21 protein-coding genes and 1 riboswitch are annotated in these 25305 nt (G+C 73.5%); of the genes, 8 read left to right on the top strand and 13 right to left on the bottom strand.

Annotation, left to right across the window (positions count from 1 at the left end; translation table 11 throughout):
• Window positions 1–4: 4 nt before the first annotated feature.
• The 4 genes from ABT263_RS23945 to ABT263_RS23930 all read right to left on the bottom strand — a co-directional run bounded on the left by ABT263_RS23945 (window position 5) and on the right by ABT263_RS23930 (window position 5394).
• Complete coding sequence (locus ABT263_RS23945) at window positions 5–1456, bottom strand: glycosyltransferase family 2 protein (RefSeq protein ID WP_329489538.1); 1452 nt, start codon at window positions 1454–1456, stop codon at window positions 5–7.
• A 71-nt stretch (window positions 1457–1527) separates the two neighbouring features.
• A complete protein-coding gene (locus ABT263_RS23940) occupies window positions 1528–2352 on the bottom strand; it encodes a hypothetical protein (RefSeq protein WP_352293096.1) in 825 nt (274 codons plus the stop codon).
• 149 nt (window positions 2353–2501) lie between these two features.
• Window positions 2502–3965 (bottom strand): glycoside hydrolase family 26 protein, encoded by a 1464-nt coding sequence (locus ABT263_RS23935; protein ID WP_352293094.1) that lies wholly within the window; start codon window positions 3963–3965, stop codon window positions 2502–2504.
• Between the two features lie 169 nt (window positions 3966–4134).
• The gene (locus ABT263_RS23930; protein ID WP_352293092.1) at window positions 4135–5394 is read right to left on the bottom strand and encodes a hypothetical protein; all 1260 of its coding nucleotides are present in this window, start codon (window positions 5392–5394) and stop codon (window positions 4135–4137) included.
• 383 nt (window positions 5395–5777) lie between these two features.
• A riboswitch (cobalamin riboswitch) is annotated at window positions 5778–5904 on the top strand.
• Window positions 5905–6093: 189 nt separating this feature from the next.
• Here ABT263_RS23930 and ABT263_RS23925 point away from each other — a divergent pair.
• The 3 genes from ABT263_RS23925 to ABT263_RS23915 all read left to right on the top strand — a co-directional run bounded on the left by ABT263_RS23925 (window position 6094) and on the right by ABT263_RS23915 (window position 10786).
• Entirely contained in the window at window positions 6094–8499 is a 2406-nt protein-coding gene (locus ABT263_RS23925) for a ribonucleoside-diphosphate reductase subunit alpha (RefSeq protein ID WP_352293134.1), read from the top strand.
• Window positions 8500–8534: 35 nt separating this feature from the next.
• Window positions 8535–9530: a ribonucleotide-diphosphate reductase subunit beta gene (locus tag ABT263_RS23920; protein WP_329492241.1), complete on the top strand. Its 996-nt coding sequence runs from the start codon at window positions 8535–8537 to the stop codon at window positions 9528–9530.
• Between the two features lie 194 nt (window positions 9531–9724).
• Complete coding sequence (locus tag ABT263_RS23915) at window positions 9725–10786, top strand: ferritin-like domain-containing protein (protein WP_352293090.1); 1062 nt, start codon at window positions 9725–9727, stop codon at window positions 10784–10786.
• A gap of 50 nt (window positions 10787–10836) precedes the next feature.
• Here the strand turns inward: ABT263_RS23915 and def are convergent, their stop codons facing one another.
• The 8 genes from def to ABT263_RS23875 all read right to left on the bottom strand — a co-directional run bounded on the left by def (window position 10837) and on the right by ABT263_RS23875 (window position 18703).
• Window positions 10837–11478: a peptide deformylase gene (gene def / locus ABT263_RS23910; RefSeq protein ID WP_352293088.1), complete on the bottom strand. Its 642-nt coding sequence runs from the start codon at window positions 11476–11478 to the stop codon at window positions 10837–10839.
• Window positions 11479–11540: 62 nt separating this feature from the next.
• A complete protein-coding gene (locus tag ABT263_RS23905) occupies window positions 11541–12530 on the bottom strand; it encodes a tetratricopeptide repeat protein (RefSeq protein ID WP_329489532.1) in 990 nt (329 codons plus the stop codon).
• Between the two features lie 247 nt (window positions 12531–12777).
• A complete protein-coding gene (locus ABT263_RS23900; protein ID WP_352293086.1) occupies window positions 12778–14079 on the bottom strand; it encodes an HD-GYP domain-containing protein in 1302 nt (433 codons plus the stop codon).
• Window positions 14076–15521: an HD domain-containing phosphohydrolase gene (locus ABT263_RS23895; protein ID WP_352293084.1), complete on the bottom strand. Its 1446-nt coding sequence runs from the start codon at window positions 15519–15521 to the stop codon at window positions 14076–14078. Before ABT263_RS23895 ends, ABT263_RS23900 begins: the two co-directional genes overlap by 4 nt.
• A gap of 294 nt (window positions 15522–15815) precedes the next feature.
• Entirely contained in the window at window positions 15816–16220 is a 405-nt protein-coding gene (gene rsrA, locus ABT263_RS23890) for a mycothiol system anti-sigma-R factor (RefSeq protein WP_329489529.1), read from the bottom strand.
• Entirely contained in the window at window positions 16217–16960 is a 744-nt protein-coding gene (locus ABT263_RS23885; protein WP_380391665.1) for a sigma-70 family RNA polymerase sigma factor, read from the bottom strand. The genes rsrA and ABT263_RS23885 overlap by 4 nt, the downstream gene beginning before the upstream one ends.
• Window positions 16961–17247: 287 nt before the next feature.
• Window positions 17248–17883: an alpha/beta hydrolase family protein gene (locus tag ABT263_RS23880; RefSeq protein ID WP_329489527.1), complete on the bottom strand. Its 636-nt coding sequence runs from the start codon at window positions 17881–17883 to the stop codon at window positions 17248–17250.
• Between the two features lie 67 nt (window positions 17884–17950).
• The gene (locus tag ABT263_RS23875) at window positions 17951–18703 is read right to left on the bottom strand and encodes an SOS response-associated peptidase (RefSeq protein WP_352293080.1); all 753 of its coding nucleotides are present in this window, start codon (window positions 18701–18703) and stop codon (window positions 17951–17953) included.
• 154 nt (window positions 18704–18857) lie between these two features.
• Here ABT263_RS23875 and ABT263_RS23870 point away from each other — a divergent pair, with 154 nt between their 5' ends.
• The 5 genes from ABT263_RS23870 (at window position 18858) to hisN (ending at window position 23739) form a co-directional block, all read left to right on the top strand.
• Complete coding sequence (locus ABT263_RS23870) at window positions 18858–19574, top strand: M50 family metallopeptidase (RefSeq protein ID WP_352293079.1); 717 nt, start codon at window positions 18858–18860, stop codon at window positions 19572–19574.
• Window positions 19575–19664: 90 nt separating this feature from the next.
• On the top strand, window positions 19665–20996 hold the full coding sequence (aroA, locus tag ABT263_RS23865; RefSeq protein WP_352293076.1) for a 3-phosphoshikimate 1-carboxyvinyltransferase: 1332 nt from the start codon (window positions 19665–19667) through the stop codon (window positions 20994–20996).
• A gap of 16 nt (window positions 20997–21012) precedes the next feature.
• Window positions 21013–22068, top strand: a complete 1056-nt coding sequence (gene rsgA / locus ABT263_RS23860) for a ribosome small subunit-dependent GTPase A (protein ID WP_329489523.1) — start codon at window positions 21013–21015, stop codon at window positions 22066–22068.
• A 118-nt stretch (window positions 22069–22186) separates the two neighbouring features.
• A complete protein-coding gene (locus ABT263_RS23855; protein ID WP_329489522.1) occupies window positions 22187–22510 on the top strand; it encodes a DMT family transporter in 324 nt (107 codons plus the stop codon).
• 431 nt (window positions 22511–22941) lie between these two features.
• On the top strand, window positions 22942–23739 hold the full coding sequence (hisN, locus tag ABT263_RS23850) for a histidinol-phosphatase (RefSeq protein WP_329489521.1): 798 nt from the start codon (window positions 22942–22944) through the stop codon (window positions 23737–23739).
• Window positions 23740–23812: 73 nt separating this feature from the next.
• On the opposite strand, the gene ABT263_RS23845 is transcribed toward hisN, so the two are convergent.
• Window positions 23813–25291: a catalase gene (locus ABT263_RS23845; protein WP_352293074.1), complete on the bottom strand. Its 1479-nt coding sequence runs from the start codon at window positions 25289–25291 to the stop codon at window positions 23813–23815.
• Window positions 25292–25305 lie beyond the last annotated feature (14 nt).

The raw sequence follows: 25305 nt of genomic DNA, 5'->3' as shown, positions 1-25305 counted from the left end.
CCGGTCAGGCCGGCTTGGCGATGACGACGAACTTGTTCTCCTCGCGGCGCAGGAACTTGATCAGTCCCCGCATCCCGCCCCAGCCCTCCAGCAGGGAGAACAGCGGGATGGCCGCCACCACCGCCATCGGCTCCCACCACTTGCGCCGGTGGTCGGCCGAGCCCACCACGTTCAGGCGCAGGCCCTCCCAGTACGTCCAGATCACGTAGGCGAAGTTGATCGACCAGATCAGCACCACCGACTGGGTCACCGGCGAGGTGTTCATCGTCCCGGTGAACCAGGCGATCAGCAGCACCAGGCCGACGTGCTGGAGCGGTCCGAGCACCCAGCTGACCATGCCCATCCCGATGAACAGCCGGAACCGCAGCGGGATGCTCTTGTTGAAGCAGAGCGCCACCAGGCCCCAGGCCCAGCGCTCGCGCTGCTTGAGGAAGTCCTTGAGGCCGGCCGGCGAGGCGCCGTAGCAGCGGCCGTTGAACCAGTCGCTGCGGCCGGGGTAGCGCACGCAGAAGTTGAGCGCCATCTGGGCGTCCTCGACGATGGTGTCGGGGCCGAAGTCCCAGCCGATGGTGGCCTCCACCGAGGAGCGCACCAGCAGCAGTTCGCCGTGCACGCCGGCGATCGGCGTCCCGGTCCCGGTCATCGCGCGGAAGCGGGCGATGTCGTCGGCCGGGCGGATCGCGTCGGCGAGCCAGGTGAAGGTGGAGACGGCGTTCTCCCGGGGGTACGTCAGGATCCCCTGGGCCATGTGCTTGGCGTCGTCCCCGGCCCGGCGCTGCCGGTTGATGAACTGGGCCACCGCGGCGGCGGTGTCCGGCCCGACCCCGGTGTCGTCGTCCATGTGCAGCACCCAGACGTCGTCCTCGGCCTCGCCCTCCTCGATCCGCAGCTCGTGCGAGTAGTGGTTGGCGCGGGCCTTGAACTTGGTTCCGTTGGGCGTCTGGTAGGCCTTCGGGACGGTCACCACCCGGATCAGCGGGTTGCGGGCGGCCAGCTCGTCGATCTTCTCGCCGGCCGCGCAGCCCTCCTCGGTGAGGATGTCCACCCGCATCCACGGGAAGTAGGCCGGCAGGTGGTCGACGTACGACAGCACCGAGCGCTCCAGCGCCGGGTAGGTGTCGTGCCGGCCGATGGTCGGCACCAGGACGATCAGGTAGTCGTCGTCGACCGGCACCGCCGGGGTCATCCGGTTCGCCTTGCGCAGCCGGCGGCGGACCATCAGCACGCCCTGGAAGCCGATCAGCACGCCGAAGACCGGCATGCCCCAGAGGATCGTGATCGCCCAGCCGAGCGGGGTCGGGTTGGGCACGTACGCCCAGAGCGAGAAGCCGAAGATGATCACGAACGAGAGGTAGAACGGGACGATGCGCGGCTTCCACGACATCTGCCGGTCGGCGAGCCGAGCGGCCTCGCGGGACGTGGTGAGTACCGTCCGCGCGGGTGCTGGTGCTGTCATGGCGATAGTCGTTCCTCGTCTGTTGCGTCTGTCCGTTCACCCCGCCGGTCCGGGCCGGCGGGTCCTGCTCGCTACCCCGGGTAGGGCGGCGTCCCCGGGGCCGGCGGAACCGGCCCGGGCGTCACCGGCGGGGCCGGCCACGAGTGCTGGGGCTGCGGGGGCTGCGGCGGGACGGCGGCCGGCGGCGGGGTCCAGCCGGGCTGCGTCCGGTCGTGCGGGGGCCGGGGGGCCTGCTGTGGCTGCGGAGGCTGCTGGGGCTGGGGAGCCTGCTGGGGCTGCGGCCAGGCCTGCGCGGGCTGCTGGGGCTGGGTCGGCGGGTGGCCGGGAGCCTGGTCCTGCGGCAGCGTCTGCAGCAGCGACCAGTGCAGCTGGCCGGGCTGCAGCCCCTGCTGGGCGGGCAGCGGCTGGAACGGCGAGGGCTGCCCGGCGGCCGCCCACGGGCCCGGCGCCGGCGCCCAGCGGGATCCGGTCCGGCGCAGCGAGACGACCAGCAGCACCGCCAGCGTCGCGGTGACGGCCACCCCGAGCCCGAAGGTCGCCAGCTTCAGCCAGCCCTCGGTGGTGCCGGTGAACCACCGGCGCTGCGGGGCGTCCAGCAGCGCGCCGGTCAGACTGCGCACCCGGTTGTAGCCCTCGACCAGCGCCACGCCGACCACCACGCCGCGCGCCCAGTCCCGCCCGCGCAGCAGCAGGATGCCGGAGGTCAGGTACAGCACCGCGAAGTTGAGGCTGCCGGTCTCGGCGCCCACCGAGGAGCCGCCGTAGTAGAAGACGCCCTTGGCGAAGGTGGCGAAGCCGACCTGCCAGAAGCAGTTGTAGACCGCCCAGCCGAGCATCACCGCCCCCCAGGCCACCGCGAGGCCACCGGCCGGACGGTCAGGACGCGCCTGTGTCATCTCCCGTACCCCCGCCCCTGCCGGGCGCACCCGGCTTCAACCCGTTCGATTCCGGGCCACAGGATGCCACACGCGCGAACGGACCAGGAATTCCCCGGGTTCAGGAGGGTGCGGACGTGTTGTCGATCTCACGGAGGAGGCCGGCCGGTTCACCGGACGTGCAGACCGCTCCAGTCGACGTCCGCGCCGAACGGGCCGGATCCGCCGGTGAGCGCCAGGCCGTTGCCGTAGGTGGCCTTGACGTCGGCGTTGGAGTTGCGGGGCTGGTCCGGGGTCAGGTTGTCCGCCGTCAGCGACTGCCCCCAGACCGTCCAGATCGTCCACGGGGTCCGCCGCAGGGTGTCCGGCTGGCGGGAGTTGACCGGCACGGCGAAGGACTCGGCCAGGATCCGCGGCTTGCCGTAGCCGGCCAGGCCGTCGTAGTAGCGCTTGGTCCACACCTCGCCGGTGCCGATCGGGTGCGCCGGGCTGCCGCTGTAGTCGTCCACCCCGACCACGTCGACGTACCGCGCGCCCGGGTAGTAGTCCCACGGATCGACGCCCGGGGCGCCGTCCCAGGAGACCGGCGTCCAGGCGAACAGCAGGTTGTGCAGGCCCCTGGTCTCCACCAGGTAGTGGTAGGTGATCCGCCAGAGCGCCTGGTAGTCGGCGGGTTTGCGGCCCGACCACCAGAAGCCGCGGGCGCAGTCGGCCGCGTTCATCTCGTGGTACGGCCGCAGCAGCACCGGCACGTCGTGGGCCGCCAGGTACTCCAGGTGGTCCGCCAGGAAGGAGAGGTCCGTCAGCAGCGCGCGGTACTCGGGGGTGTCGCCGGCGCTGTCGACGACCCGGCCGAACCAGCCTGGGTCCTTCGCGCCGGGCGAGGCCGAGCAGAGCACCCGGTCGAAGGACTTCACGTCCGAACCCGGGTACGGCTCGTGGAAGGACATCCCGACCAGTCCGGCCGGGCCGCCGCCGTTGTCGGGCAGCTCGGTGCTGGTGCCGTCGCAGTTCTTCTGGGTACCCGACGCCCCGTAGCTGCCGTCGTCCGGGCGCGGGTGGCCGGACCAGACCGCGGTCATCAGGTCGACGGCGTCGTCGGTGTACTGCCAGCCGACCGCGCAGGCCGGCCAGCGGCCCGCCGAGTAGGAGCGCGGGTTGCCGACGCCCCAGCCGTTCTGGCCGTAGCCGGGGCCGAGGTCGGTCTCGACGAAGCCGGGCAGCCGGCCGGTGATGTCGGCGGCCTTCTTGTAGTAGTAGCCGACCGGCTTGGTCCCCCGGTAGTCCCCGTACTCGGGGTTGTAGAGCTCGTTGTGCGCCTCGACGTGCTGGCCGATCACCGTCCCGCCGGAGCGGCCGGCCCGGGCCGCGCCCTCCAGGTCGGCGAGGAGCTGCTGGACGGCCCGCGCGTTGGGCGAGGCCTGCGGGTCGCGGGCCAGCAGCTCGCGGCCGACCTCCGGCGCCAGGGTGCGCCCGGCGCCGCCCAGGGTGAGCGTGCTGCGGGCGGGCGCGTCCCGGCGGTCGCCGTCGGCCCGGCCGTCCTGGCCGGCCAGCACCACCGCGCCGGCGGCGAGCAGCGCGCCGGCCGCGGCCAGCACGGCCGGTTTGGCACGCAGCGCGCGGGGCAGGGCCACGGACACTCCTCCGGATGCTCACCGGCACCGGCCTGCGCCGTCACAACCGGAACACGTGTACGACTGACAGGCGGTGAGCCTGCCACATCCCCCGGGGCCGGGGCGAGCGGACCCGCCGGGCGCGAACCGGGACGGGCCCGGCCGGAACCGGGCCGAACCGGGCGGACCGTCAGCCCGCCGGAGTGGCGGCCGGTGCGCCGCCCGCCGCCTTGGTGCGCTGGAGGAGCTGGTTCTTCACGTGCTCGTCGAAGCCCGCGGCGGCCGCGGTCGCGGCGGCGTCCGCGGTGTTGCCGCCCTTGGCGGAGCCCTCGACGGTGAAGAAGCCGTACCGGCCCAGGGTGCCCTTGGTGTTGGTGCAGCCGGGGGTGGTGCAGAACGCCGGCGAGCCGGGGGCCGCGGCGCCCTTGAGGTGGCCGACGTAGTTCTTCACCGCGGTCTCGGCCTGCTGCTTGTGGTCGAAGACCGCGACGCCGACCGTCACCGCGCTGTCGCCGGAGACGTAGGTGGCCCGGAGCACCTGGCGGCAGCCCTGGTCACCGAGGACCTTGCCGAGGCCGCCGACCGTGGAGTTGCCGTCCCAGCAGGGCGAGTCGAGCGAGACCACGGTGCGGTTCCAGGTGGCGCCGTTGACCGTCACGGTGAGCGCCGAGAAGAGCGCCGCCGCGTCCTGCGGAGCCGGGTCGGTGGTCGCCTCCCAGAGCGGCTTCGACGGGTCCTCGGGCGTGGCGCTCGGGGTGGCCGTCGGGGACGCCTTGCCGGACGCCGTGGGCGCCGGCGGCTGGGTGGCCGCCGTGGCGGCGCCGGTGGGATCCGCGACCGGCTTCTTGTCGTCGCCCTTGTTCAGGAACAGCAGGCCGCCGGCGACCAGGCCGCCGACCACCAGGAGGGCGACCACGCCGCCGATGATCCGCGTCCGGCCCTTGCGCTTGGCCTCCGCCTCGTTCCGGTCCGCGAGGGCGGCCCAGTCCGGCTCGGCGTGCTGCGGCACGGGCTGGGGGTGCGGGTGCTGCGGGTGCTGCGGGTGCTGGGGCTGCGGGTGCGGCTGCCACTGCTGCGGCTGCGGCTGCGGCTGGACATGCTGCTGGTGCACCGGGGGCTGCGGCTGCACCGGCTGCTGCACGGGCTGCGGCACGGGCGGCTGGACCTGCTGCGGCGGCTGCGGCACGGACGGCACCGGCGGCTGGACCGGCTGCGGCGCGGGCACCGGCGGCCCGTACGAGGCGGGCGGCGGACCGAACCCGCCCGGGGCCGGCGGCACCGGCTGCGGCGCGCCGGGGTACGGCGCGGGCGGCGGGCCCTGCGGCGGCTGTCCGGGCGTGCCCGGCTGCTGGTTCTGCGCGCCACCCGGCCCGGCGGGAGGGGGCGGCTGCTGCCCCGGCGAGCCGGGTCGGCCGCTCCACTCCCCGGGCGTGCCCGTTCCGTCGCTCATGCGCCCCCCTCACTGCCTTCGGCGGCCGCTCCACGAATCACGTCGGTGTCGACGACCCGCTGGCTCCGCTCCCTCATGAGCCGAGATCGTAGGGCATGCCCCTGACGGCGGGCCTGCCCGGTGGCCGATCCGTTTCCGAATCCGAACACCGGCCGGGCCCCGGGCACTCCTGGCGACGCCCTGCGCCGCGGTCCGCGAAGGCCCTGGAACGACCCTGCGGCGGCCCCCGGCGCCGGCCCCCGCGGCGGGCGGCCGGGGGCCGGCCGCAGCCCCGGAACGGCCCCGGAACAGCCCGGGAAAGGCCTCTCGCCGGTACCACCTGCGATCACGTCGACACGCGACGCCGCACAACATGTGGGGTCGCATCGAGCGGACACCACTAGATGTATGCTCATCCCTGCTGTCGACGCAGGGGAACCCGGTGCGAGTCCGGGACTGCCCCGCAGCGGTGTGCGGGCGGCTCCGACAGAGCCCGCGAGTCCGAATACCTGCCGACGGCGTGCCGCCTGGCCTCCCCGCAGAGGCCTTTCGCACCAGCACCACTTCCGGGCCTCGCGGGCGGGCCGGGGATGCCACCGTCGCGCGCCGCCTCCGGGCCGGCGCGCCGTGCTCCCCTGCCCCGAACGGTCCGGCCCGAGCCACCGCCGACGCCGATCGCCGCCAGGAGAGAGCGCCTTGACCACCGCTGCCTCAGTCACCCTGCCCGCCCAGGGTTCAAGCTCCGCCCCCGTCGACCCGACGGTGTCCGACCCCGGTGGCGCACTGCTCCGGCTGCTGACCGACCGCAGCGCCGACCTCCCCCAGGTGGACCCCGGCCATGTCGCCGCCGCCGCGCTGCGCGGCCGCCACGCCGGCTCGGACTTCGCCGAGCTGCGCGGGCTGGCCGTGGACGCCGCAGCGTCGATGATCGCCGAGGACCCGCAGTACTCGAAGCTCGCCGCGCGACTGCTCGCGCTGGAGATCGTCGACGAGGCGGTGAGCCAGGGTTCGGTCACCTTCTCGGACTCGATCGCGGTCGGCCACGCCGAGGGCCTGATCGGCGACTCCACCGCCGACTTCGTCGCCAAGCACGCCACCGCCCTGAACGCGCTGATCGACCCCGAGGGCGACGGCCGCTTCGAGTACTTCGGCCTGCGCACCGTGCAGTCCCGGTACCTGCTGCGCCACCCGATCACCCGCAAGGTCGTCGAGACCCCGCAGCAGTTCCTGCTCCGCGTCGCCTGTGGTCTGGCGGTCGGCGACAACGAGCAGTCGGTGCGCGAGGTCTCCGAGCTGTACGGCCTGATGAGCCGGCTGGAGTACCTGACCTCCTCGCCGACGCTCTTCAACTCCGGCACCAAGCACCCGCAGATGTCGAGCTGCTACCTGCTGGACTCGCCGCTGGACAACCTGGACTCGATCTACTCCCGGTACGCCCAGATCGCCCGCCTCTCCAAGCACGCCGGCGGCATCGGCCTGTCCTACTCGCGGATCCGCTCGCGCGGCAGCCTGATCCGGGGCACCAACGGCAAGTCCAACGGCATCGTCCCGTTCCTGCGCACCCTCGACTCCTCGGTCGCCGCGGTCAACCAGGGCGGCCGCCGCAAGGGCGCGGCCTGCGTCTACCTGGAGACCTGGCACGCGGACATCGAGGAGTTCCTGGAGCTGCGCGACAACACCGGCGAGGAGGCGCGCCGCACCCACAACCTCAACCTGGCGCACTGGATCCCGGACGAGTTCATGCGCCGCGTCAACGCGAACGCCGACTGGTCGCTGTTCTCCCCCGCCGACGTGCCCGAGCTGGTCGACCTCTGGGGCGCCGAGTTCGACGAGGCGTACCTGAAGGCCGAGCAGGCCGGCAAGGCCGTCCGCACCATCCCGGCGCAGACCCTCTACTCCCGGATGATGCGCACCCTGGCGCAGACCGGCAACGGCTGGATGACCTTCAAGGACGCCTCCAACCGCGCCGCCAACCAGACCGCGCTGCCCGGCCGCACGGTGCACAGCTCCAACCTCTGCACCGAGATCCTGGAGGTCACGGACGACTCCGAGACCGCCGTCTGCAACCTCGGCTCGGTCAACCTCGGCGCCCACGTCGCCCCCGGTGCCACCGCCGCCGACCTGCTGAACGCGATGGACTGGGACCGCCTGGACGCCACCGTCCGCACCGCCGTCACCTTCCTCGACCGCGTGGTGGACATCAACTTCTACCCGACCCCCGAGGCCGGCGCGTCCAACTCGCGCTGGCGCCCGGTCGGCCTCGGCGTGATGGGCCTCCAGGACGTCTTCTTCCAGCTCCGCCTGGACTTCGACTCCGCCGAGGCGAAGGCCCTCTCCACCCTCATCGCCGAGCGCATCATGCTCACCGCGTACGAGCGTTCCGCCGACCTGGCCGAGCAGCTGGGCCGCCACGAGGCCTACGGCGAGACCCGCGCCGCCCGCGGCGAGCTGCACATCGACCACTTCGGTTCGGCCGCGCCGCACTGGGCCGGCCGCTGGGAGGCGCTGCGCGCCCGGATCGCCGAGACCGGTCTGCGCAACTCGCTGCTGCTCGCCATCGCCCCCACCGCCACGATCGCCTCGATCGCCGGTGTGTACGAGTGCATCGAGCCGCAGGTCTCCAACCTGTTCAAGCGCGAGACCCTCTCCGGCGAGTTCCTCCAGGTCAACCCGTACCTGGTGCGCGAGCTGAAGGAGCTCGGCGTCTGGGACCAGCAGACCCGGGACGCGCTGCGCGACGCCAACGGCTCCGTCCAGGACCTCAACTGGCTGCCCGCCGAGGTCCGTTCGCTGTACCGCACGGCCTGGGAGCTGCCCCAGCGCGCGCTGATCGACCTGGCCGCCGCCCGGATGCCGTACATCGACCAGAGCCAGTCACTGAACCTCTTCATGGCGGCGCCCACCATCGGCAAGCTGAGCTCGATGTACGCGTACGCGTGGAAGGTCGGCCTGAAGACCACCTACTACCTGCGGTCGCGGCCCGCCACCCGGATCGCCCAGGCCGCCTCGGGCACCGCCCGCGCCGCCGCGCCGGTGCCGGTGGCGTCCCCGACCCTCAGCCCGGAGGAGGAGGCCGCGCTGGCCTGCTCCCTGGAGAACCCCGAGTCCTGCGAGGCCTGCCAGTGAGCACCACCCCCGAAGCCCGTCCCGACCGCGAGAAGATGCTGCTCGACCCCGGCTTCGAGCTGACCCTGCGGCCGATGCGGTACCCGTCGTTCTACGACCGCTACCGGGACGCGATCAAGAACACCTGGACCGTCGAGGAGGTGGACCTGCACTCCGACGTCGCCGACCTCGCCAAGCTGAGCGACGGCGAGCGGCACATGATCGGCCGGCTGGTCGCCTTCTTCGCCACCGGTGACTCGATCGTCTCCAACAACGTGGTGCTGAGCCTCTACAAGCACATCAACTCCCCCGAGGCCCGGCTCTACCTGTCCCGGCAGCTGTTCGAGGAGGCCGTGCACGTCCAGTTCTACCTGACGCTGCTCGACACCTACCTGCCCGACCCCGAGGACCGCAACGCGGCCTTCGCCGCGGTGGAGAACATCCCCTCCATCCACCAGAAGGCCCAGTTCTGCTTCAAGTACATGAACGCGGTCGACCACATCGACTCGCTGCGGAGCAAGGACGACCGCCGGGCGTTCCTCCTCAACCTGATCTGCTTCGCGGCCTGCGTCGAGGGCCTGTTCTTCTACGGCGCCTTCGCGTACGTGTACTGGTTCCGCAGCCGCGGCCTGCTGCACGGCCTCGCCACCGGCACCAACTGGGTGTTCCGGGACGAGTCCATGCACATGGACTTCGCGATGTCGGTGGTGGACACCGTCCGCGAGGAGGAGCCCGACCTCTTCGACGAGAAGATGGCCCAGCAGGTCACCGAGATGCTGGAGGAGGCCGTCGAGGCCGAGCTCCAGTTCGCCCGTGACCTCTGCGGCGAGGGCCTGCCGGGCATGAACACCGAGTCCATGCGCGAGTACCTGCAGGCGGTGGCCGACCAGCGGCTCGCCCGCCTCGGCCTGCCGATCCGCTACGGCTCCACCAACCCCTTCGGGTTCATGGAGCTGCAGAACGTCCAGGAGCTGACCAACTTCTTCGAGCGCCGGGTCTCCGCGTACCAGGTCGCCGTCGAGGGCTCGGTCTCCTTCGACGACGACTTCTAGGCCGCCCGGCCCGCCCGGTCCCGCTCCTCCGGGGGCCCGGCCAACAGCCGCCGCCCCGCCCGGTGTTCGCACCCGGCGGGGCGGCGTCGTTCGCTCGTCCGAATGAAACCGCCGGGCCCCACCGGAACGGCACGCATACGGACGGTGCCGTCCCCCGCTACGGTCCGGCCACAGCCGAACGAAAGGGGCCCACCGTGCCGACCGGAATCCTCGACTACCGGAGCGACGCCATCGTCCAGCTCATGAGCATGGCGGAGGAGGACTGGACGGAGCAGGAACTCAAGGACGCGCTCCAGCGGGCGATCATGCTGGAGCTGTCCACGATCCCGCCCTACGCCACCGCGCTCTGGTCGATCACCGACCCCGACAACTCCAAGCCGGTGCGCCACACCATCCGCGAGATCGTCTTCGACGAGATGTCGCACTTCGGCCTGGTCTGCAACATGCTCACCAGCATCGGCGGCACGGTCGTCCTCACCGACCCGCTCACCGTCCCGAAGTACCCGGGTGAGCTCCCCGGCGGCGTCAACCCCGGCCTGGAGGTCTACCTGAGCGGGCTGACCCGCGAGTCGGCCGCCCTGTTCTCCGACATCGAGAAGCCCGAGCACCCGCTCGCCTTCGCCGCCGACGGCAACACCATCGGTGCCTTCTACCAGCGGATCGCGAACGTCTTCCCCACCTTCGCCCACCTGCTCACCGGGCAGCGGCAGGTGAGCTTCCCGCTCGGGTCGAGCCACGGCGCCGGCAACGACATCGTCCCGATGAACACCATCGACGACGTGCTGGCCGCCATCCACGTCATCCAGTCGCAGGGCGAGGGCACGGACGCCTCCCCGGAGAACCCCTTCCCCGGCGCCCCGGGCGAACTCGCCCACTACTACGCCTTCAAGGAGATCGCCGAAGGCCGCGAGCTCGTCCTCGACGAGGGGACGAAGAAGTACGGGTTCACCGGCCCGGAGGTCCCGCTGCCGGACACCTCCCCGGTCGCCCGGGTCCCCCTGGGCGGCTGGGCCAACAGCCCCGGCAACGAGCCCGACCAGCCCACCGCCACCCTCCTGGCGACCTTCAACCAGCACTACAGCGACATGCTGTACGCCCTCGAAGGCGCCTGGGGCGACGCCGGCCCCGACTCGATCGGCCCGGCGATCGGGCAGATGGGCCAGATGCGCCGGACCGCCCAGCAGATCAACGGCGTCAAGCTGCCCGCCGCCCCCCGCTTCACCTACGGCCCGGAGTGGCTGTTCGTGCCGCGGTAGGCACCCGTGCGGAAGGGCCGGTGCGCGTGCACCGGCCCTTCCGTGACACGTCAGCCGTTCGACACCGTCGCGTACCGCGGCGTGCCCTCGGCCATCTGCCGCAGCGCGTCCTTGCGGTCCCGCTTCGACAGCTTGTCGATGTAGAGGAACCCGTACAGGTGGTCGGTCTCGTGCTGCAGGCAGCGGGCGAAGAAGCCGGTGCCCTCGACCCGGATCGGGTTGCCGTCCTTGTCCTGGCCGGTCACCGCGGCGTAGTCCGGCCGCGGCAGCTCGGCGTACGCGGTCGGCACCGACAGGCAGCCCTCGTTGCCGTCGTCCAGCACCCGCTTGCTGCCGGCCGGCAGCTCCTCCAGGACGGGGTTGATGACGTGGCCGATGTGGCGCACGCCCTCGTCGTCCGGGCAGTCGTAGACGAACACCTTGAGGTCCACGCCGATCTGGTTGGCCGCCAGGCCCACGCCCTCGGCCGCGTACATCGACTGGAACATGTCGTCGATCAGCCCCGACAGCTCGCCGTCGAAGGCCGTGACGGTCTTGACCTCCCGGTGCAGCACCGGGTTGCCGTAGACGGTGATCGGACGCGCGGTGCCCTTCGAGAGGTCCGGCTCCTCGCCGACCACCTTCACCGGCTGGGCCTCACCCTGCGCGGGCTCGTGGTCGTGGTCGTGCTGGTGGTCGTGCTGCTCCGCCATCGCTGTGTGTCTTCCGCTTCCCTGGATCGTCTGGCCGTACCGACCAAGGGTAAGCGGACCGCTCAGCAGACCTCTTCGAGATCCCGGTACGCGCGGGTACCGGGGGCCGCCGCCACCCAGCGGTCCAGCAGCGTACGCACCAGCAGCGCCGGAGCCGCGATCCCGCACTCCCGCTCCACCAGCCAGGACATCCCGCCGGCGCCCTGGCTCAGATGGCTCAGGTGCCCCGGGTGGGCCGCGTCCCCGTCGTCGTGCGGGTCGTGGTGCGCGGTGTGCCCGTCGTCGGAGGCCATCCGGCTCTCCGAACACGCCCGGCAGAGCAGCCGCACCGACGACGTCCAGTCCTCCGCCGCGTACCCCGCGTCCGCGACCAGCCGCTCCAGGGCGTCCCGGTCCGCCGCGGTGGCGGCCTGCAGCAGCACCACGTAGGTCGGCACCGGGGAGGGCGCCCACAGCTCGATCTCGTCGAACACCGGGTACGCCACCCCGTCGGTCACCCGCTCGCCGTGCGGGGCGCCGTCGTGCAGCACCACCTCGCCCCAGCGGCGGCCCGACGAGGGCAGCGGGATGGACAGCACCTCGATGCGCGCGGGATCCAGCCGGCGCCCCCAGACCACCTCGGACTCGCCGTCCGGCGACAGCCGCACCGGCGTCGTCCCCAGGTCCAGGCTGACCGGGCCGTCCGGGTGGGCCCCGGCCCCGCCCGGCAGCCGCAGCCCGTACGCCTGCCAGGCCCGCCGCGCCAGCGGCCAGTCCTGCAGCGCCGTCGCCGTGATCCCCAGGTTCCACCAGTCGGGGGCGCCCTGCTCGCGGTCCAGCAGCGCCACCGCCCGCAGCCCGGCCGCCCGCGCCTGCTCCCAGTCCCGCCGGAACTTGTGCAGCAGCGCGAGGTTGAACCAGGAGTCCGACAGCCACGGCTCCAGATCGGCCGCCATCACCAGCAGGGCCCCCGCGTCCTCGTAGCGGCCGTCGCCGATCAGCGTGAAAGCCCGATCGGTCGTCTGCCGCCAGGTGGCGGACGGCCGGTGCCGTGCCCGGTGGAAGATCCTCACGTTCGTCCCTGCCGTCGTCGTCCGCTCAAGTCCCGTGTCCGCGCCCGCTGCCACGGGCCCGGTGCCCCGGGTCGGTGTTCCACGCTACGACCGCATCCAACCACGCCCGCCGTCGCCCGCGCTCCCCGCAGCCGGGGTTCCGGCCGCTCCCGGCCCCACCCCTACCCAGCCTGCCCGCCCCGACGCCCCGCCTCAACCCCAACCCCTGAACAGCGCCCGCCGCCCCCACCCGCCGCGCGCCCCTCCCCTACCCCCGCACCCTCACCAGCGCGTCCACGACCCGTCCGTCGTAGATCCGGCCCCGCCCCAGCCGCAGCACCTCCAGCACCTCCAGCCGCCCCACCACCTCCTCCACCCCGCGCCCGCGCGCCGCCGTCAGCAGGTCGTCGTGCGCGTTCGCCACCCGGATGATCCGGGCCGCCAGCGGCACCGCCCGCTCGTCCGGGTCGGGCCGCCCGGGCCAGGGATCGGCGAGCCGGGCGACCTGCTCGGCGACCTGCCGCGGCACCCCCGTCCGCCGGATCACCTCGCTGCCCAGCCGGGCGATCCGCTGCTGCTCCTCCTCCGGGAGCAGCGCCGTCGCCCCGTCCGGCACCGGCTCGACCAGCGACAGCTGCCCGATGTCGTGCATCAGCGCCGCGTACTCCAGCAGGGCGAGCTCGCGGGTGCTCAGCCCCAGCTCGCGGCCGACCGCGCACGCCGTGTCGGCGACCCGGCGGGCGTGGCCGTACGGGGTGTAGCCGGCCACCTCGGTGGCCTTGGCCAGGCTGGCGATGGTCTGCCCGGTGGTGGCCCGGACGGCGGCGGCCCGCCGGAACGACACCTGCGCCAGCAGCAGGGGCGCGCAGAACAGCGGCAGCGCCCAGAGCCCGACCTCGCCCGCCGCCAGGCTGACCAGCATCCCGGTGGCGGCGATCGCCGAGCCGATCCCGAACAGCGACCGCAACTCGTCCTCCAGCGCCGCCGGGAACCGCAGCCCGCTCCGGGCCCGCCGCAGCACCGCCGCCAGGGTGGCGTCGCAGAGCGCGGCCAGCGCCGCCACCACCGTGAGGAACACCCCGTAGGCGGGGCCGTCCGCCGAGAACCGGTCGACCACTCCGCTGTTGTAGAGCGGCTGGAAGATCGCGGCCGCGAACCCGGCCCCGAGCAGCCGCCGGGCGGCGCCGTCGAGCCGGGCCCGGTCCCGCCACGGCGCCCGCCGCGGCCGCCGGGCCCCGCGGGGCAGCGCCACCGCCGGGAGCAGCGCCAGCAGCAACCCCGCGCCGGTCACCGCGACCGCCTGGAGCACGCCGTGCGCGGTGGGCAGCCCGCGCAGCGGCCCCAGCAGGGCGTACGCCAGCGCACCGGCGGCACCGATCGGTGCCTGCTCGCGATCGCCCGGAAGAGTGATCCGGACGCACTCGCCGAGCGCGATCAGCACGGTGAACGCCAGCGCCACCCCGGGCTCGGCCATCCCGCGCACCGCCACCGCGCCGAACGAGAACGCCAGCAGCACGACGGCCGCGGCGTGCACCGCGGCCACCCCGCCGGCCGGCGGGCGGGCGCTCACGACGGTCCGGCCGTCGGCACGGTGCCGCCCTGGGCGGGCACCCGGCCCGGGCCCGGCCGCACCGGTTCGGGCACGCCCAGCGGGATGTCGGGCACCGCCCGGATGCAGTCGTCGTCGGGGGGCAGCACGGGCTGCCAGTCGTGCACGGCGAGCGCGTCGACCAGCGCCCGCACCATCACCGGGTCGAACTGGCTGCCCGAGCAGCGCTCCAGCTCGGCCACCGCCTCGGTGACCGGCCGGCCGCGCCGGTAGGACCGGGTGGAGGTCATCGAGTCGAAGGCGTCGGCGACCGAGATGATCCGGGCGAACTCGGGGATCTGCTCGCCCGCCAGCCCGCTCGGGTAGCCCCGGCCGTCCATCCGCTCGTGGTGGTGCAGGATCCCGGCGTGCGCCTCGCCGAGGAAGACGATGCCGCGCACCAGCTCGTAGCCGTGCACCGGGTGCACCTCGACGGCCCGCCGCTCGGCCTCGTCGAGGGGACCGTTCCTGCGCAGCAGCTCGGTGGCCACGCCGAGCTTGCCGACGTCGTGCAGGATGCCCGCGAACCGCAGGGTACGCAGCCGCTCGGCCTCCATGCCCAGCTGACCGGCGATCAGCACCGCGGCCTTGCCGACGCGTTCGCTGTGCCCCCGGGTGTAGGAGTCCTTGATCTCCACCGCCTGCACCAGCGCCTGGACGGTGGCCTGGTGGGCGTCCCGCTCGCGGTGGCCCTGGGCGAACACCCAGGCCGAGATGGAGAGCGGCAGCAGGGCCAGCAGCGCCGCGAAGGCCCCGTACGGGCCCTGCCAGAGCACCGCGACCATCAGCCCGCCGGCCGCGTGCACCAGCACCGGCAGCCCGAACGCGGCGACCGGGCCGAGCAGCAGGACGCTCGCCCGCCGGCCCTCGGCCAGCACCAGCATGCCGCCCACCAGCACCCCGTTGGCCAGGCAGAACGCGGCCAGCGCGGCGGCCCCGGGGAGCAGCGCGGCCGGGAAGCGGGAGCCGAGCAGCAGCTGCGGTCCGGCGAGCAGGTGGAAGACCGCCGAGGCGGCGAAGGCGGAGAGGGCGAGCTGGGCGCCGTTCCACACCTGGCGCCGGCGGCAGTCCGGCTCGGTGTCGCCGAACAGCGCGATCGGCACCGCGACCAGGGCCGCGGCGGCCGGTGCGAGCATCAGCACCCCGGCGAACAGCACCGGGAAGAAGGCGTTGGCCAGGGGCCGGGCCGGTGGCCGGGAGGGCAGCGGCGGCCGGCCCAGCAGGGCCCGGAGCAGCCGTCGGCAGGGGGTGGGCTGGCCCTGCGCCAGCGATTCCCAGCAGCCGTGCAGAAAGGCCAGCAGGCCGACCTTGGGCCAGTCCACCGGAGCGCCGAGCCAGCGTGGCACGGCGGCCGGGACGGGCCCCGGCAGCAGGGGCAGCAGGCAGCAGAGCGCCGCCACCGGGACGGCCACGAGGTAGCACACCGCGCCCGTCGGCAGGTCCGTTCCTCCACTGTCGGTAGCGATCTCGACCTCCCCGCCGTCCTGGCCCGCTCCGCGCTCAGCGCACCGGGCTACCGGCGGTGAGCGTCCGTCAGGAGGATAGGCCGCCGTTCCGGCGTCGGGGCGCATGATCGCGGAATGCCGCAGTTGGCGCACCACCAACTCACTCGAACGAGTGAGGGCGCCCGCAGGCAGAGACGGAGCGACCCCCGGAGCGCACGCTCCGGGGGTCGCCTGGTCCTCGGGTGGACGGCCCGCCGTGGGACGGCGGCGCGCTCACTCCGCCGGAGCGCCCGCCTCGACCGGCGTACCGGGCCTGGCCGCCGCCTCGGCGGAGGCCTTCGCGGGCGGCCGGCCCTGCTCGCTGTCGCCATGCGCCTCGGCCGCGGCGTCCACGGCGACCACCACCGCCTCGCCGGAGCGCTGCCCGGCCCGGATCGAGTCGATCCTGGCCAGCACCTTGCCCCGCAGGTCGGCCGGGGTGTCGTCGCAGCCGCAGCACCGCTTGATCAGCGCCTTGATGGCCTGCTCCAGGCCGTACTTCTCCAGGCACGGTGAGCACTCCTCGAAGTGCACCCGCAACTTGTCGTAGTCGCCCTCGGCCATCTCGTTGTCGAGGAATTCGTAGAGGTGGTCGAGGACCTCGCCACACTCGGTGTCGTGCGGATCGCCGCAGCTCATGAGCCCGAGCCCTTCGCTTCCTGCCCTGCCCCGCTGCCGGCCGGGACCAGCCCGCGCTCACGGGCGTAGTCCTCCAGCATGCCGCGCAGCTGACGGCGGCCGCGGTGCAGCCGGGACATCACCGTACCGATGGGAGTACCCATGATGTCCGCGATCTCCTTGTACGCAAAGCCCTCGACGTCCGCGAGGTAGACGGCGATGCGGAACTCCTCCGGGATGGCCTGGAGGGCGTCCTTCACATCGCTGTCCGGGAGGTGGTCGAGCGCCTGGGTCTCGGCCGAGCGCAGACCCGTCGACATGTGCGACTCGGCCCGGGCCAGCTGCCAGTCCTCGATCTCCTCGGCGGCGGTCCGCTGGGGCTCCCGCTGCTTCTTGCGGTACGAGTTGATGAACGTGTTGGTGAGGATGCGGTACAGCCAGGCCTTGAGGTTGGTGCCCTCGCGGAACTGGTGGAACGACGCGTACGCCTTCGCGAACGCCTCCTGGAGGAGGTCCTCCGCATCGGCCGGATTGCGGGTCATCCGCAGCGCGGCGGAGTACATCGGATCCAGGTAGCCCAGGGCGTCGCGCTCGAAGCGCTCCCGCCGGGCCGCCTCGCTCTCCGCCGCGGACACCCGGAAGGTGTCCTCACCGATCGCCTCGGCCAGCTCCTCACCGGTGAGCGCCTCGCCCGCGGGCAGGCTCTCCTCCGGGCCCCGGCCCGGCTCGGCCTCGTGCTCGGTCCCGACGACCGGACCCACCTCCTCGGCATGGCCGCCCACAGCGGGCCGCCCCGAAATGGAGGATATCGGGCTGACGGGCTTCTCGCCCGCGGCAATCCACTCCGACCAGGAGGGGGTGAAGGCCGCGGCGGCCTCGCGCTCCTCCGGCCGCTCGGGGCACGCGATCGAACCCATCTGTGCTGCCTTCCGTCCGGGACTCAAGCTGACGAGGGTGTCAACCACGCCGAGGGCGCCCGCATTCCCGGCCCCCGGCAGGTTTTCACCCGCCCGGGTGAGCGGTTCGCGACCGTGCGTTCCCGGGCGGCTCAGAGCAGCCCGAGCACCCAGTCGCCGACCGCCCCGGTGATCAGCTCCAGCACCTCGTCCTGCCCGGTGGGCGCCCGCTTCGGCACCTCGAAGCCGTGGCTGCCGTAGGGCACCGGCACCATCCGGTGCCCGGCCGGCAGCGCCGGGAACTCGGCCGGCCCGCCGAACGGATCCGCCACGCTCTGCACCACCAGCGTCGGCAGCCCCGACTCCAGCAGCTCCCCGGCCCGGCTCTTCTCCGGCTTGCCCGGCGGGTGCAGCGGGAACGCCAGCGCCACCACCCCGGCCGCGCCGGTGGCGGCGCCCGTCCGGCAGGCCACCCGGGCCCCGGCGCTGCGCCCGCCGACGACCAGCGGCACCCCCTGCCCGGCGAGGCGCTCGGCGACCGGCGTCCACCCGGTGTCCAGCGTCCTGGGCGCCGGCCCCAGCCGCTTCCCGGCCACCCGCCAGGGCTGCTCGACCAGTGCCACCGTGATCCCGCGCGGCGGCAGCGCCGCGGCCAGCGCCACCAGGTCGCGCGCGCCGATCCCGCCACCGGCGCCGTGGCCGAGCGCCAGCAGCGCCTTCGGCGCGGCCGCCGGGTGGTAACTGATCCGGGCGTCCCCGGCGGGGGTGGGGACGAGTTCCTGCGTCACGGCGTGGACTCCAGTGCTCGGAGAGCGGTGCCGACGGGGCGCGCCGGCGGGAAGCGGTGCTCAGAAGTCAGAAGAGGGTGGTCTCGTGCTCGGCCTCGACCCACGGCCGGGTCAGCTCGGGACCGTTGTTGCGGATGCTGCCGACCGCCGGCGAGACCGGCGTGGCCAGCAGCGCGCCGGGCGGCGGCGGGACCAGCAGCGGGCGTATCGCGTCCGGGTCCACCAGCCCCGGGTCCAGCCAGTCGTCGTAGGACTCCCGGTCCAGGAAGAGCGGCATCCGCTCGTGGATCGGGGCCAGCAGCTCCTCCGCCTCGGTGGTGACGACGGTGAAGGTCACCAGCCAGGCCTCCGGGTGGTCCGCGGGCACCGCCCGGTCGCGCCAGAACTCGTACAGCCCGGCCAGCGCCAGCGGGCCGCCGTCGGCCCGGGAGACGAAGAACGGCTTCTTCCGGGGCTTGCCGCGCTCGCCCGGCAGGGTCTGCCACTCGTAGTAGCCGTCGACCGGCAGGATGCACCGCCGGGAGGCGAGGGCCTGCCGGTACGAGGGCTTCTCGTGCACCGTGTCCGAGCGGGCGTTGATCATCTTCACCGCGGTCTCGGGCGACTTCGCCCACTGCGGCACCAGGCCCCAGCGCAGCACCCGCAACTGCCGGACCGGGGCCGGCTCCCCCCTGCGCTGCCGTTCCAGCACCACGAAGGCGCGCTCGGTCGGCGCGACGTTCCAACTGGGTGCCAGCGTCTCGACCGGGTCCCACTGCTGGACGCCGAAGAGCTCGACGAGGTCCTCGGGCCGGAGGCTGGAGGCGAAGCGACCGCACATGCCGTCAGCTTGCCACGACCGCCGCTCTCAGCACTTCCTCATCCCGAAGTGCGAACCGCGGCCTCCCGCCCGGCCGTCCCCGCATGGGAGGCTGCCACCCGGGCCGGCCGACCGCGGCCGCCCCGGACCGGGCCGGACGAGAACGGGAGCGGGCATGGACGCACAGAGCATCGGCGAGGTGTGGGACCGCGTCACCGGCACCCAGCCCGCCCCGCCGGGCTGGCTCACCCTGGCCACCGGCGCCGCCGCCCTGCTCCTGGTGGCGGCCCGCCCGCTCTGGCGGTTCGCCCGCAACGCGATCACCATCGCCCACGAGGGCGGACACGGCCTGGCCGCCCTGGCCACCCGCCGCAAGCTCGCGGGCATCCGGCTGCACTCGGACACCTCCGGCCTCACCCTCTCCTACGGCCGCCCCACCGGGCCGGGCATGGTGCTCACCGCCGCCGCCGGCTACTGCGCCCCCGCCCTGCTCGGCCTCGGCTGCGCCGCACTGCTCGCGGCCGACCGGATCACCCTGCTGCTCTGGCTCGCGATAGCCCTGCTGCTGGCCCTGCTGGTCCGGATCCGCAACGCCTTCGGCTTCCTCACCGTGCTGCTCGCCGGCGCCGCCTTCTTCCTGGTCTCCTGGTTCGGCAGCACCGACGTCCAGGCCGGCTTCGCCTGCCTCGGCAGCTGGTTCCTGCTGCTCGGCGCCGTCCGCCCGGTCCTGGAGCTGCAGCACCAGCGCCGGCGCGGCCAGGGCGGGGACTCCGACGCCGACCAGCTCGCCCGGCTCACCGGCGTTCCCGGGCTCGCCTGGGTGTTCCTCTTCCTGGTCACCGCGCTGGCCTGCCTGGGTCTCGGCGCGAGCTGGCTGCTGTCCCCGCTGTGAGCCGCGGGGCCGACGGTGCCCCGCCGACCGGCCCGTCCCGCCATCCGGCCGCGGAGCGGACAGTTCCCGTACGGCCCCTAAACTTGCCCCATGACCGAGACCCTGTGGCCCGCCCCCGTCGCGACCACCCCCGTTGACGCCACCGTCACCATCCCCGGCTCCAAGTCGGTCACCAACCGGGCTCTGGTGCTGGCCGCCCTCTCCACCGAACCCGGCTGGGTGCGGCGCCCGCTGCGCAGCCGCGACTCCCAGCTGATGGCCGACGGCCTGCGGGCGCTCGGGGTCGGCATCGAGGAGCAGGTCAACAACGACTCCGGCGGCCTCGGCGGCGGGGAGGCCTGGCGGGTCATCCCGGCCCCCGCACTGCGCGGCCCGGCCTCCGTGGACGTCGGCAACGCCGGCACGGTCATGCGCTTCCTCCCCCCGCTCGCCGTCCTCGCCGACGGCCCGGTGCACTTCGACGGCGACCCGCGCAGCTACGAGCGCCCCCAGCACGGCGTGATCAACGCCCTGCGCGCGCTCGGCGCCCGGATCGACGACGGCGGCCGCGGCGCCTTCCCGCTCACCGTGCACGGCACCGGCGCGCTGGACGGCGGCGTGGTGGAGCTGGACGCCTCCTCCTCCTCGCAGTTCGTCTCCGCCCTGCTGCTCTCCGGCGCCCGGTACAACCAGGGCGTCGAGGTCCGCCACGTCGGCGGGCCGGTCCCCTCGCTGCCGCACATCCGGATGACGGTCGAGATGCTGCGGCTGGCCGGCGCCCAGGTGGACGCCCCGGAGGACGGCGGCGAGAAGGACGTCTGGCGGGTCACCCCCGGCGCCCTGCTCGGCCGCGACATGGTGGTCGAGCCGGACCTCTCCAACGCGGCGCCGTTCTTCGCCGCCGCCCTGGTCACCGGCGGCCGGGTGACCGTCCGCGACTGGCCGAAGCACACCACCCAGCCCGGCGACCAGCTGCGCGACATCTACACCCGGATGGGCGGCGTCTGCGAGTTCACCGACGAGGGCCTGCAGTTCACCGGCACCGGCCGGATCCACGGCATCGAGGCGGACCTGCACGACGTCGGCGAGCTCACCCCGGTGATCGCCGCCGTCGCCGCGCTCGCCGACTCCGAGTCCCACCTGTACGGCATCGCGCACCTGCGGATGCACGAGACGGACCGGCTGGCCGCGCTGGCCAAGGAGATCAACGACCTCGGCGGCGACGTCACCGAGACCGAGGACGGCCTGCGGATCCGCCCGCGCGCGCTGCGCGGCGGCGTGTTCCACACCTACGAGGACCACCGCCTGGCCACCGCGGCCGCGGTGATCGGGCTGGCCGTCGAGGGGGTCCAGGTGGAGAACGTGGCCACCACCGCCAAGACCTTGCCGGACTTCCCGAGGATGTGGGACGAGTTGCTCGGCGGAGCAGTGGTGGGCGGCTGAGCGGGAGACTGGGCACATGCGCCGCTACGGCAAGGACGCCGACGAGGACGACATCCGCAACCGCCCCGCCCGCCGGGGCTCCCGGCCGCGGACCCGGATCCGGCCCAAGCACGACGACGCGGCCGAGGCGATGGTGCTCACCGTCGACCGCGGCCGGCTGACCTGCCTGCTGGACGTCGGAACGAAGCAGGAGCGCGAGATCGTCGCCATGAAGGCCCGTGAGCTGGGCCGCAAGGGCGTCGTCGTCGGCGACATCGTCAACATCGTCGGCGACCTCTCGGGGGACGCCGACACCCTGGCCCGGATCGTCCGGGTCGAGGAGCGCACCTCGGTGCTGCGCCGGACCGCGGACGACGACGACCCGTTCGAGCGGATCGTCGTCGCCAACGCCCAGCAGCTGGCCATCGTCACCGCGCTGGCCGACCCGGAGCCCCGGCCCCGGCTGATCGACCGCTGCCTGGTGGCCGCGTACGACGCCGGCATGGAGCCGCTGCTGGTGCTCACCAAGTCCGACCTGGCCCCGGCCGAGCCGCTGCTGGAGTCCTACGCCCCGCTCGGCATCAACTACGTGGTGACCCGGCGGGACGAGCTGGCCACCGAGGGCGCCGAGGCCGTCCGGGCGCACCTGCGCGGCCGCTCGACGGTGTTCATCGGCCACTCCGGCGTCGGCAAGACCACCCTGGTCAACGCCCTGGTACCGCTCCACCAGCGGACCACCGGGGTGGTCAACGCGGTGACCGGTCGCGGTCGGCACACCACCGTGTCGGCGCTGGCGCTGCGGCTGCCGCCGCCCCCGGGCGCCAAGCCGGGCTCGAAGAAGGCGCTCGACCCGGGCTGGGTGATCGACACCCCGGGGTTCCGCTCGTTCGGCCTCTCGCACATCGACCCGTCCCGGGTCATCCACGCCTTCCCCGACCTGGAGCCCGGCACCGTCGACTGCCCGCGCGCGTGCAGCCACGACGAACCGGACTGCGCACTGGACGCCTGGGTCGCGGACGGCCACGCGGAGCAGGCCCGGCTGTACTCGTTGCGCCGTCTGCTGGCGAGCAAGGAGACCCGCGAGGGCGACTGACGGCGCGGCCCCGGCCGTTTTCGCCGCGTTCGAGGTGTCGGAGCGGGCCAGCCTGGTGATCATAGGAAAGTCGGGCCGGATCACGGCCCGGCCCGTCGATCGACAGGGAGAGCACGCGATGGCATGGGCCCTGGTGATCCTGGCCGGCCTCCTGGAGACCGGCTTCGCGATCAACCTCAAGCTCAGCGAAGGCTTCACCAAGCTCTGGCCCACCATCAGCTTCTGCGTCTTCGCCCTCAGCAGCTTCGGCCTGCTCACCCTCTCCCTCAAGAGCCTGCCGGTCGGTCCGGCGTACGCGGTCTGGACCGGCATCGGCGCGGCCGGCACCGCGATCTACGGCATGCTCTTCCTGGACGAGACCACGTCGGTGCTCAAGCTGGTCTCGATCTCCCTGGTCATCGCCGGCGTGATCGGCCTCCAACTCAGCGGCACGGCGCACTGAGCTGTTCTGTCGCCCGCTCGCCTCCGGGGCGCTCGATCCGGTGCCGACGGTCGGCGCTCCAACGCCCCTCGTTCCTCGGGGCGTCCTCGCTTCTCCCTTTCGGCACCGGCGCGCCCCTTCGGCTCGGGGCGGGTTCGGTGGGGGCGGGGGCTACCGAAGGCCGGCGCCGGGGGGCCACTCGGCTCGGAGCGGGTTCGGTGGGGGCGGGGGCTACCGAAGGCCGGCGCCGGGGGGCCACCCGGCTCGGGGGGGATCGGTGGGGGCGGGGGCTACCGAAGGCCGGCGCCGGGGGGCCACGCGGCTCGGGTGGCGGGGGCTCCGGGATGTCGGCACCGGCGCGCCCCTTCGGCTCGGGGCGGGGCCGGGGCTGCTGCCGTCCGCTCCGCGAGCCCGACTGGGCCGATCCGGGTGGGCTCGCTAGGGTTTCGACCATGGCCGATTACCACGACGATCTCCGACTCGCCCACGTCCTCGCCGACTCGGCCGACTCGGTCACCCTGGAGCGCTTCCGCGCCCTCGACCTGAAGGTCGAGACCAAGCCCGACCTCACCCCGGTCAGCGACGCCGACAAGGCCGCCGAGGAGCTGGTGCGCAGCGTGCTCCAGCGCGCCCGCCCGCGCGACGCGGTGCTCGGCGAGGAGTTCGGCCTGCAGGGCACCGGGCCCCGCCGCTGGGTGATCGACCCGATCGACGGCACCAAGAACTACATCCGCGGCGTGCCGGTCTGGGCCACCCTGATCGCGCTGCTGGAGGACGGCCCGGACGGCGTGGAGCGCCCGGTGGTCGGCATCGTCTCCGCCCCCGCGCTGAACCGCCGCTGGTGGGCGGCCAAGGACCTCGGTGCCTTCGCCGGCCGCAGCCTGACCAAGGCCGCCCGGATCCACGTCTCCGGCGTCTCCCGTCTGGAGGACGCCTCGTTCTCCTACTCCTCGCTCTCCGGCTGGGAGGAGCGCGGCCGGCTCGACCCCTTCCTGGACCTCACCCGGGCCTGCTGGCGCACCCGCGCCTACGGGGACTTCTGGTCCTACATGATGGTCGCCGAGGGCGCGGTCGACATCGCCGCCGAACCCGAGCTGTCGCTGTGGGACATGGCCGCGAACGCCGTCATCGTCGAGGAGGCCGGCGGCCGGTTCACCGGTCTGGACGGCGTGCCCGGCCCGGGCGGTGCCGACGCCGTGGCCAGCAACGGCCTGCTGCACGCGGAGGCCCTGCGCCGCCTGAGCGTCTGACCCGGAACGCGCATGGGTGCGGGCCCGGCGACCGGTCATCCGGTCGCCAGGCCCGCGGCTCATCGGGGTACCGCTACCGCTGCTTGCGCAGCTCCCGGACCGCCGTCTCCAGCCGGCGGCCGTAGTCGGCGTCGGCCTGGCGGAAGTTCTCGACCGCCCGCTCGACGATGTCCTCGCGGTCGGCCGAGACCTTGGCGATGAAGCCGGCCAGGTTGGCGATCAGCCGCTGCTTCTCCTCCTCGCCCATCAGCCGGTACAGGTTCCCCGCCTGCACGAAGTCGTCGTCCTCGGCGTGCGAGGGCGCCTCGTGGGTGCCGGTCGCGCCGGTGACCGCCGTCGCGGCCCAGAGCGGGCGGCCGGTCTGCACGGGGCCTCCGAAGCTGTTGGGCTCGTAGTTCTTGCGGCGGCCGTGGCGGCCGTCGTAGAGGTAGCCGTCCCGGCTGTTGGTGCGCGCCTCGGTGGCGTGCGGGCGGTTCACCGGCAGGTGGTCGGCGTTGATGCCGACGCGGTAGCGGTGGGCGTCCGCGTAGGCGAAGAGCCGGCCCTGGAGCATCTTGTCCGGGGACGGGCCGATGCCGGGTACGAAGTGCGACGGCGAGAAGATCGACTGCTCGACCTCGGCGAAGACGTTGTCGGGGTTGCGGTTGAGCTCCAGCTTGCCGAACTCGACCAGCGGGTAGTCGGCGTGCGGCCACACCTTGGTCAGGTCGAAGGGGTTGAAGCGGTAGTGGGCCGCGTCCGCCGCCGGCATGATCTGGACGCTGACCGTCCAGCTCGGGTACTCGCCGCGCTCGATGGACTCGCGCAGGTCGCGCTGGTGGCTGTCCGGGTCCTCGCCCGCGAGCCTGGCCGCCTCCTGCGCCGTCAGGTTCTTGATGCCCTGGTCGGTCTTGAAGTGGTACTTGACCCAGAAGTACTCGCCGGCCTCGTTCTGCCACTGGTACGTGTGCGAGCCGAAGCCGTCGAGGTGGCGGTAGCTGGCCGGGATGCCGCGGTCGCCGAAGAGCCAGGTCACCTGGTGGGTCGCCTCGGGCGACAGCCCCCAGAAGTCCCAGACGTTGTCCGCCTCCTGCGAGCCGGTGTACGGGTCCCGCTTCTGGGTGTGGATGAAGTCCGGGAACTTGGTGGCGTCCTTGATGAAGAACACCGGGGTGTTGTTGCCGACGAGGTCGTAGTTGCCGTCCTCGGTGTAGAACTTCAGCGCGAAGCCGCGCGGGTCGCGGACGGCGTCGGCGGAGCCGAGGTTGCCGGCCACGGTGGAGAACCGGAGGAAGGTCTCGGTCTCCTTGCCCACCTCGGAGAGGAAGCGGGCCCGGGTGTACGCGGTGACGTCGGCGGTCACCGTGAAGGTGCCGTAGGCCGCCGCGCCGCGGGCGTGCACCACCCGCTCCGGGATCCGCTCCCGGTTGAAGTGCGCCAGCTTCTCGAAGAGTTGCTGGTCCTGGATGAGCGCCGGGCCGCCGACGCCGGCGGTCTCGGTGTTCTGGTTGTCGGCGACGGGGGCACCCGCCTCCGTGGTGAGGGTGGGGCGCAGCTCGTCCTGGGTGCTCATAAGGGGGTGCCTCC

It is taken from the genome of Kitasatospora sp. NPDC001603 (genome assembly GCF_040298365.1).
Taxonomy (GTDB): Bacteria; Actinomycetota; Actinomycetes; order Streptomycetales; family Streptomycetaceae; genus Kitasatospora.
The sequence above is the reverse complement of the archived record's forward strand: the minus strand, read 5'-3'. Positions and strand labels throughout refer to the sequence as shown.

Bases quoted from the DNA above. Each gene is read 5' to 3' on its own strand.
- ABT263_RS23845 (WP_352293074.1), bottom strand. From the start codon at position 25,291: ATGAGCACCCAGGACGAGCTGCGCCCCACCCTCACCACGGAGGCGGGT.
- aroA (WP_352293076.1), top strand. From the start codon at position 19,665: ATGACCGAGACCCTGTGGCCCGCCCCCGTCGCGACCACCCCCGTTGAC.
- ABT263_RS23930 (WP_352293092.1), bottom strand. From the start codon at position 5,394: ATGAGCGACGGAACGGGCACGCCCGGGGAGTGGAGCGGCCGACCCGGC.
- rsgA (WP_329489523.1), top strand. From the start codon at position 21,013: ATGCGCCGCTACGGCAAGGACGCCGACGAGGACGACATCCGCAACCGC.
- ABT263_RS23940 (WP_352293096.1), bottom strand. From the start codon at position 2,352: ATGACACAGGCGCGTCCTGACCGTCCGGCCGGTGGCCTCGCGGTGGCC.
- ABT263_RS23875 (WP_352293080.1), bottom strand. From the start codon at position 18,703: ATGTGCGGTCGCTTCGCCTCCAGCCTCCGGCCCGAGGACCTCGTCGAG.
- hisN (WP_329489521.1), top strand. From the start codon at position 22,942: ATGGCCGATTACCACGACGATCTCCGACTCGCCCACGTCCTCGCCGAC.
- rsrA (WP_329489529.1), bottom strand. From the start codon at position 16,220: ATGAGCTGCGGCGATCCGCACGACACCGAGTGTGGCGAGGTCCTCGAC.
- def (WP_352293088.1), bottom strand. From the start codon at position 11,478: ATGGCGGAGCAGCACGACCACCAGCACGACCACGACCACGAGCCCGCG.
- ABT263_RS23945 (WP_329489538.1), bottom strand. From the start codon at position 1,456: ATGACAGCACCAGCACCCGCGCGGACGGTACTCACCACGTCCCGCGAG.
- ABT263_RS23920 (WP_329492241.1), top strand. From the start codon at position 8,535: ATGCTGCTCGACCCCGGCTTCGAGCTGACCCTGCGGCCGATGCGGTAC.
- ABT263_RS23870 (WP_352293079.1), top strand. From the start codon at position 18,858: ATGGACGCACAGAGCATCGGCGAGGTGTGGGACCGCGTCACCGGCACC.
- ABT263_RS23855 (WP_329489522.1), top strand. From the start codon at position 22,187: ATGGCATGGGCCCTGGTGATCCTGGCCGGCCTCCTGGAGACCGGCTTC.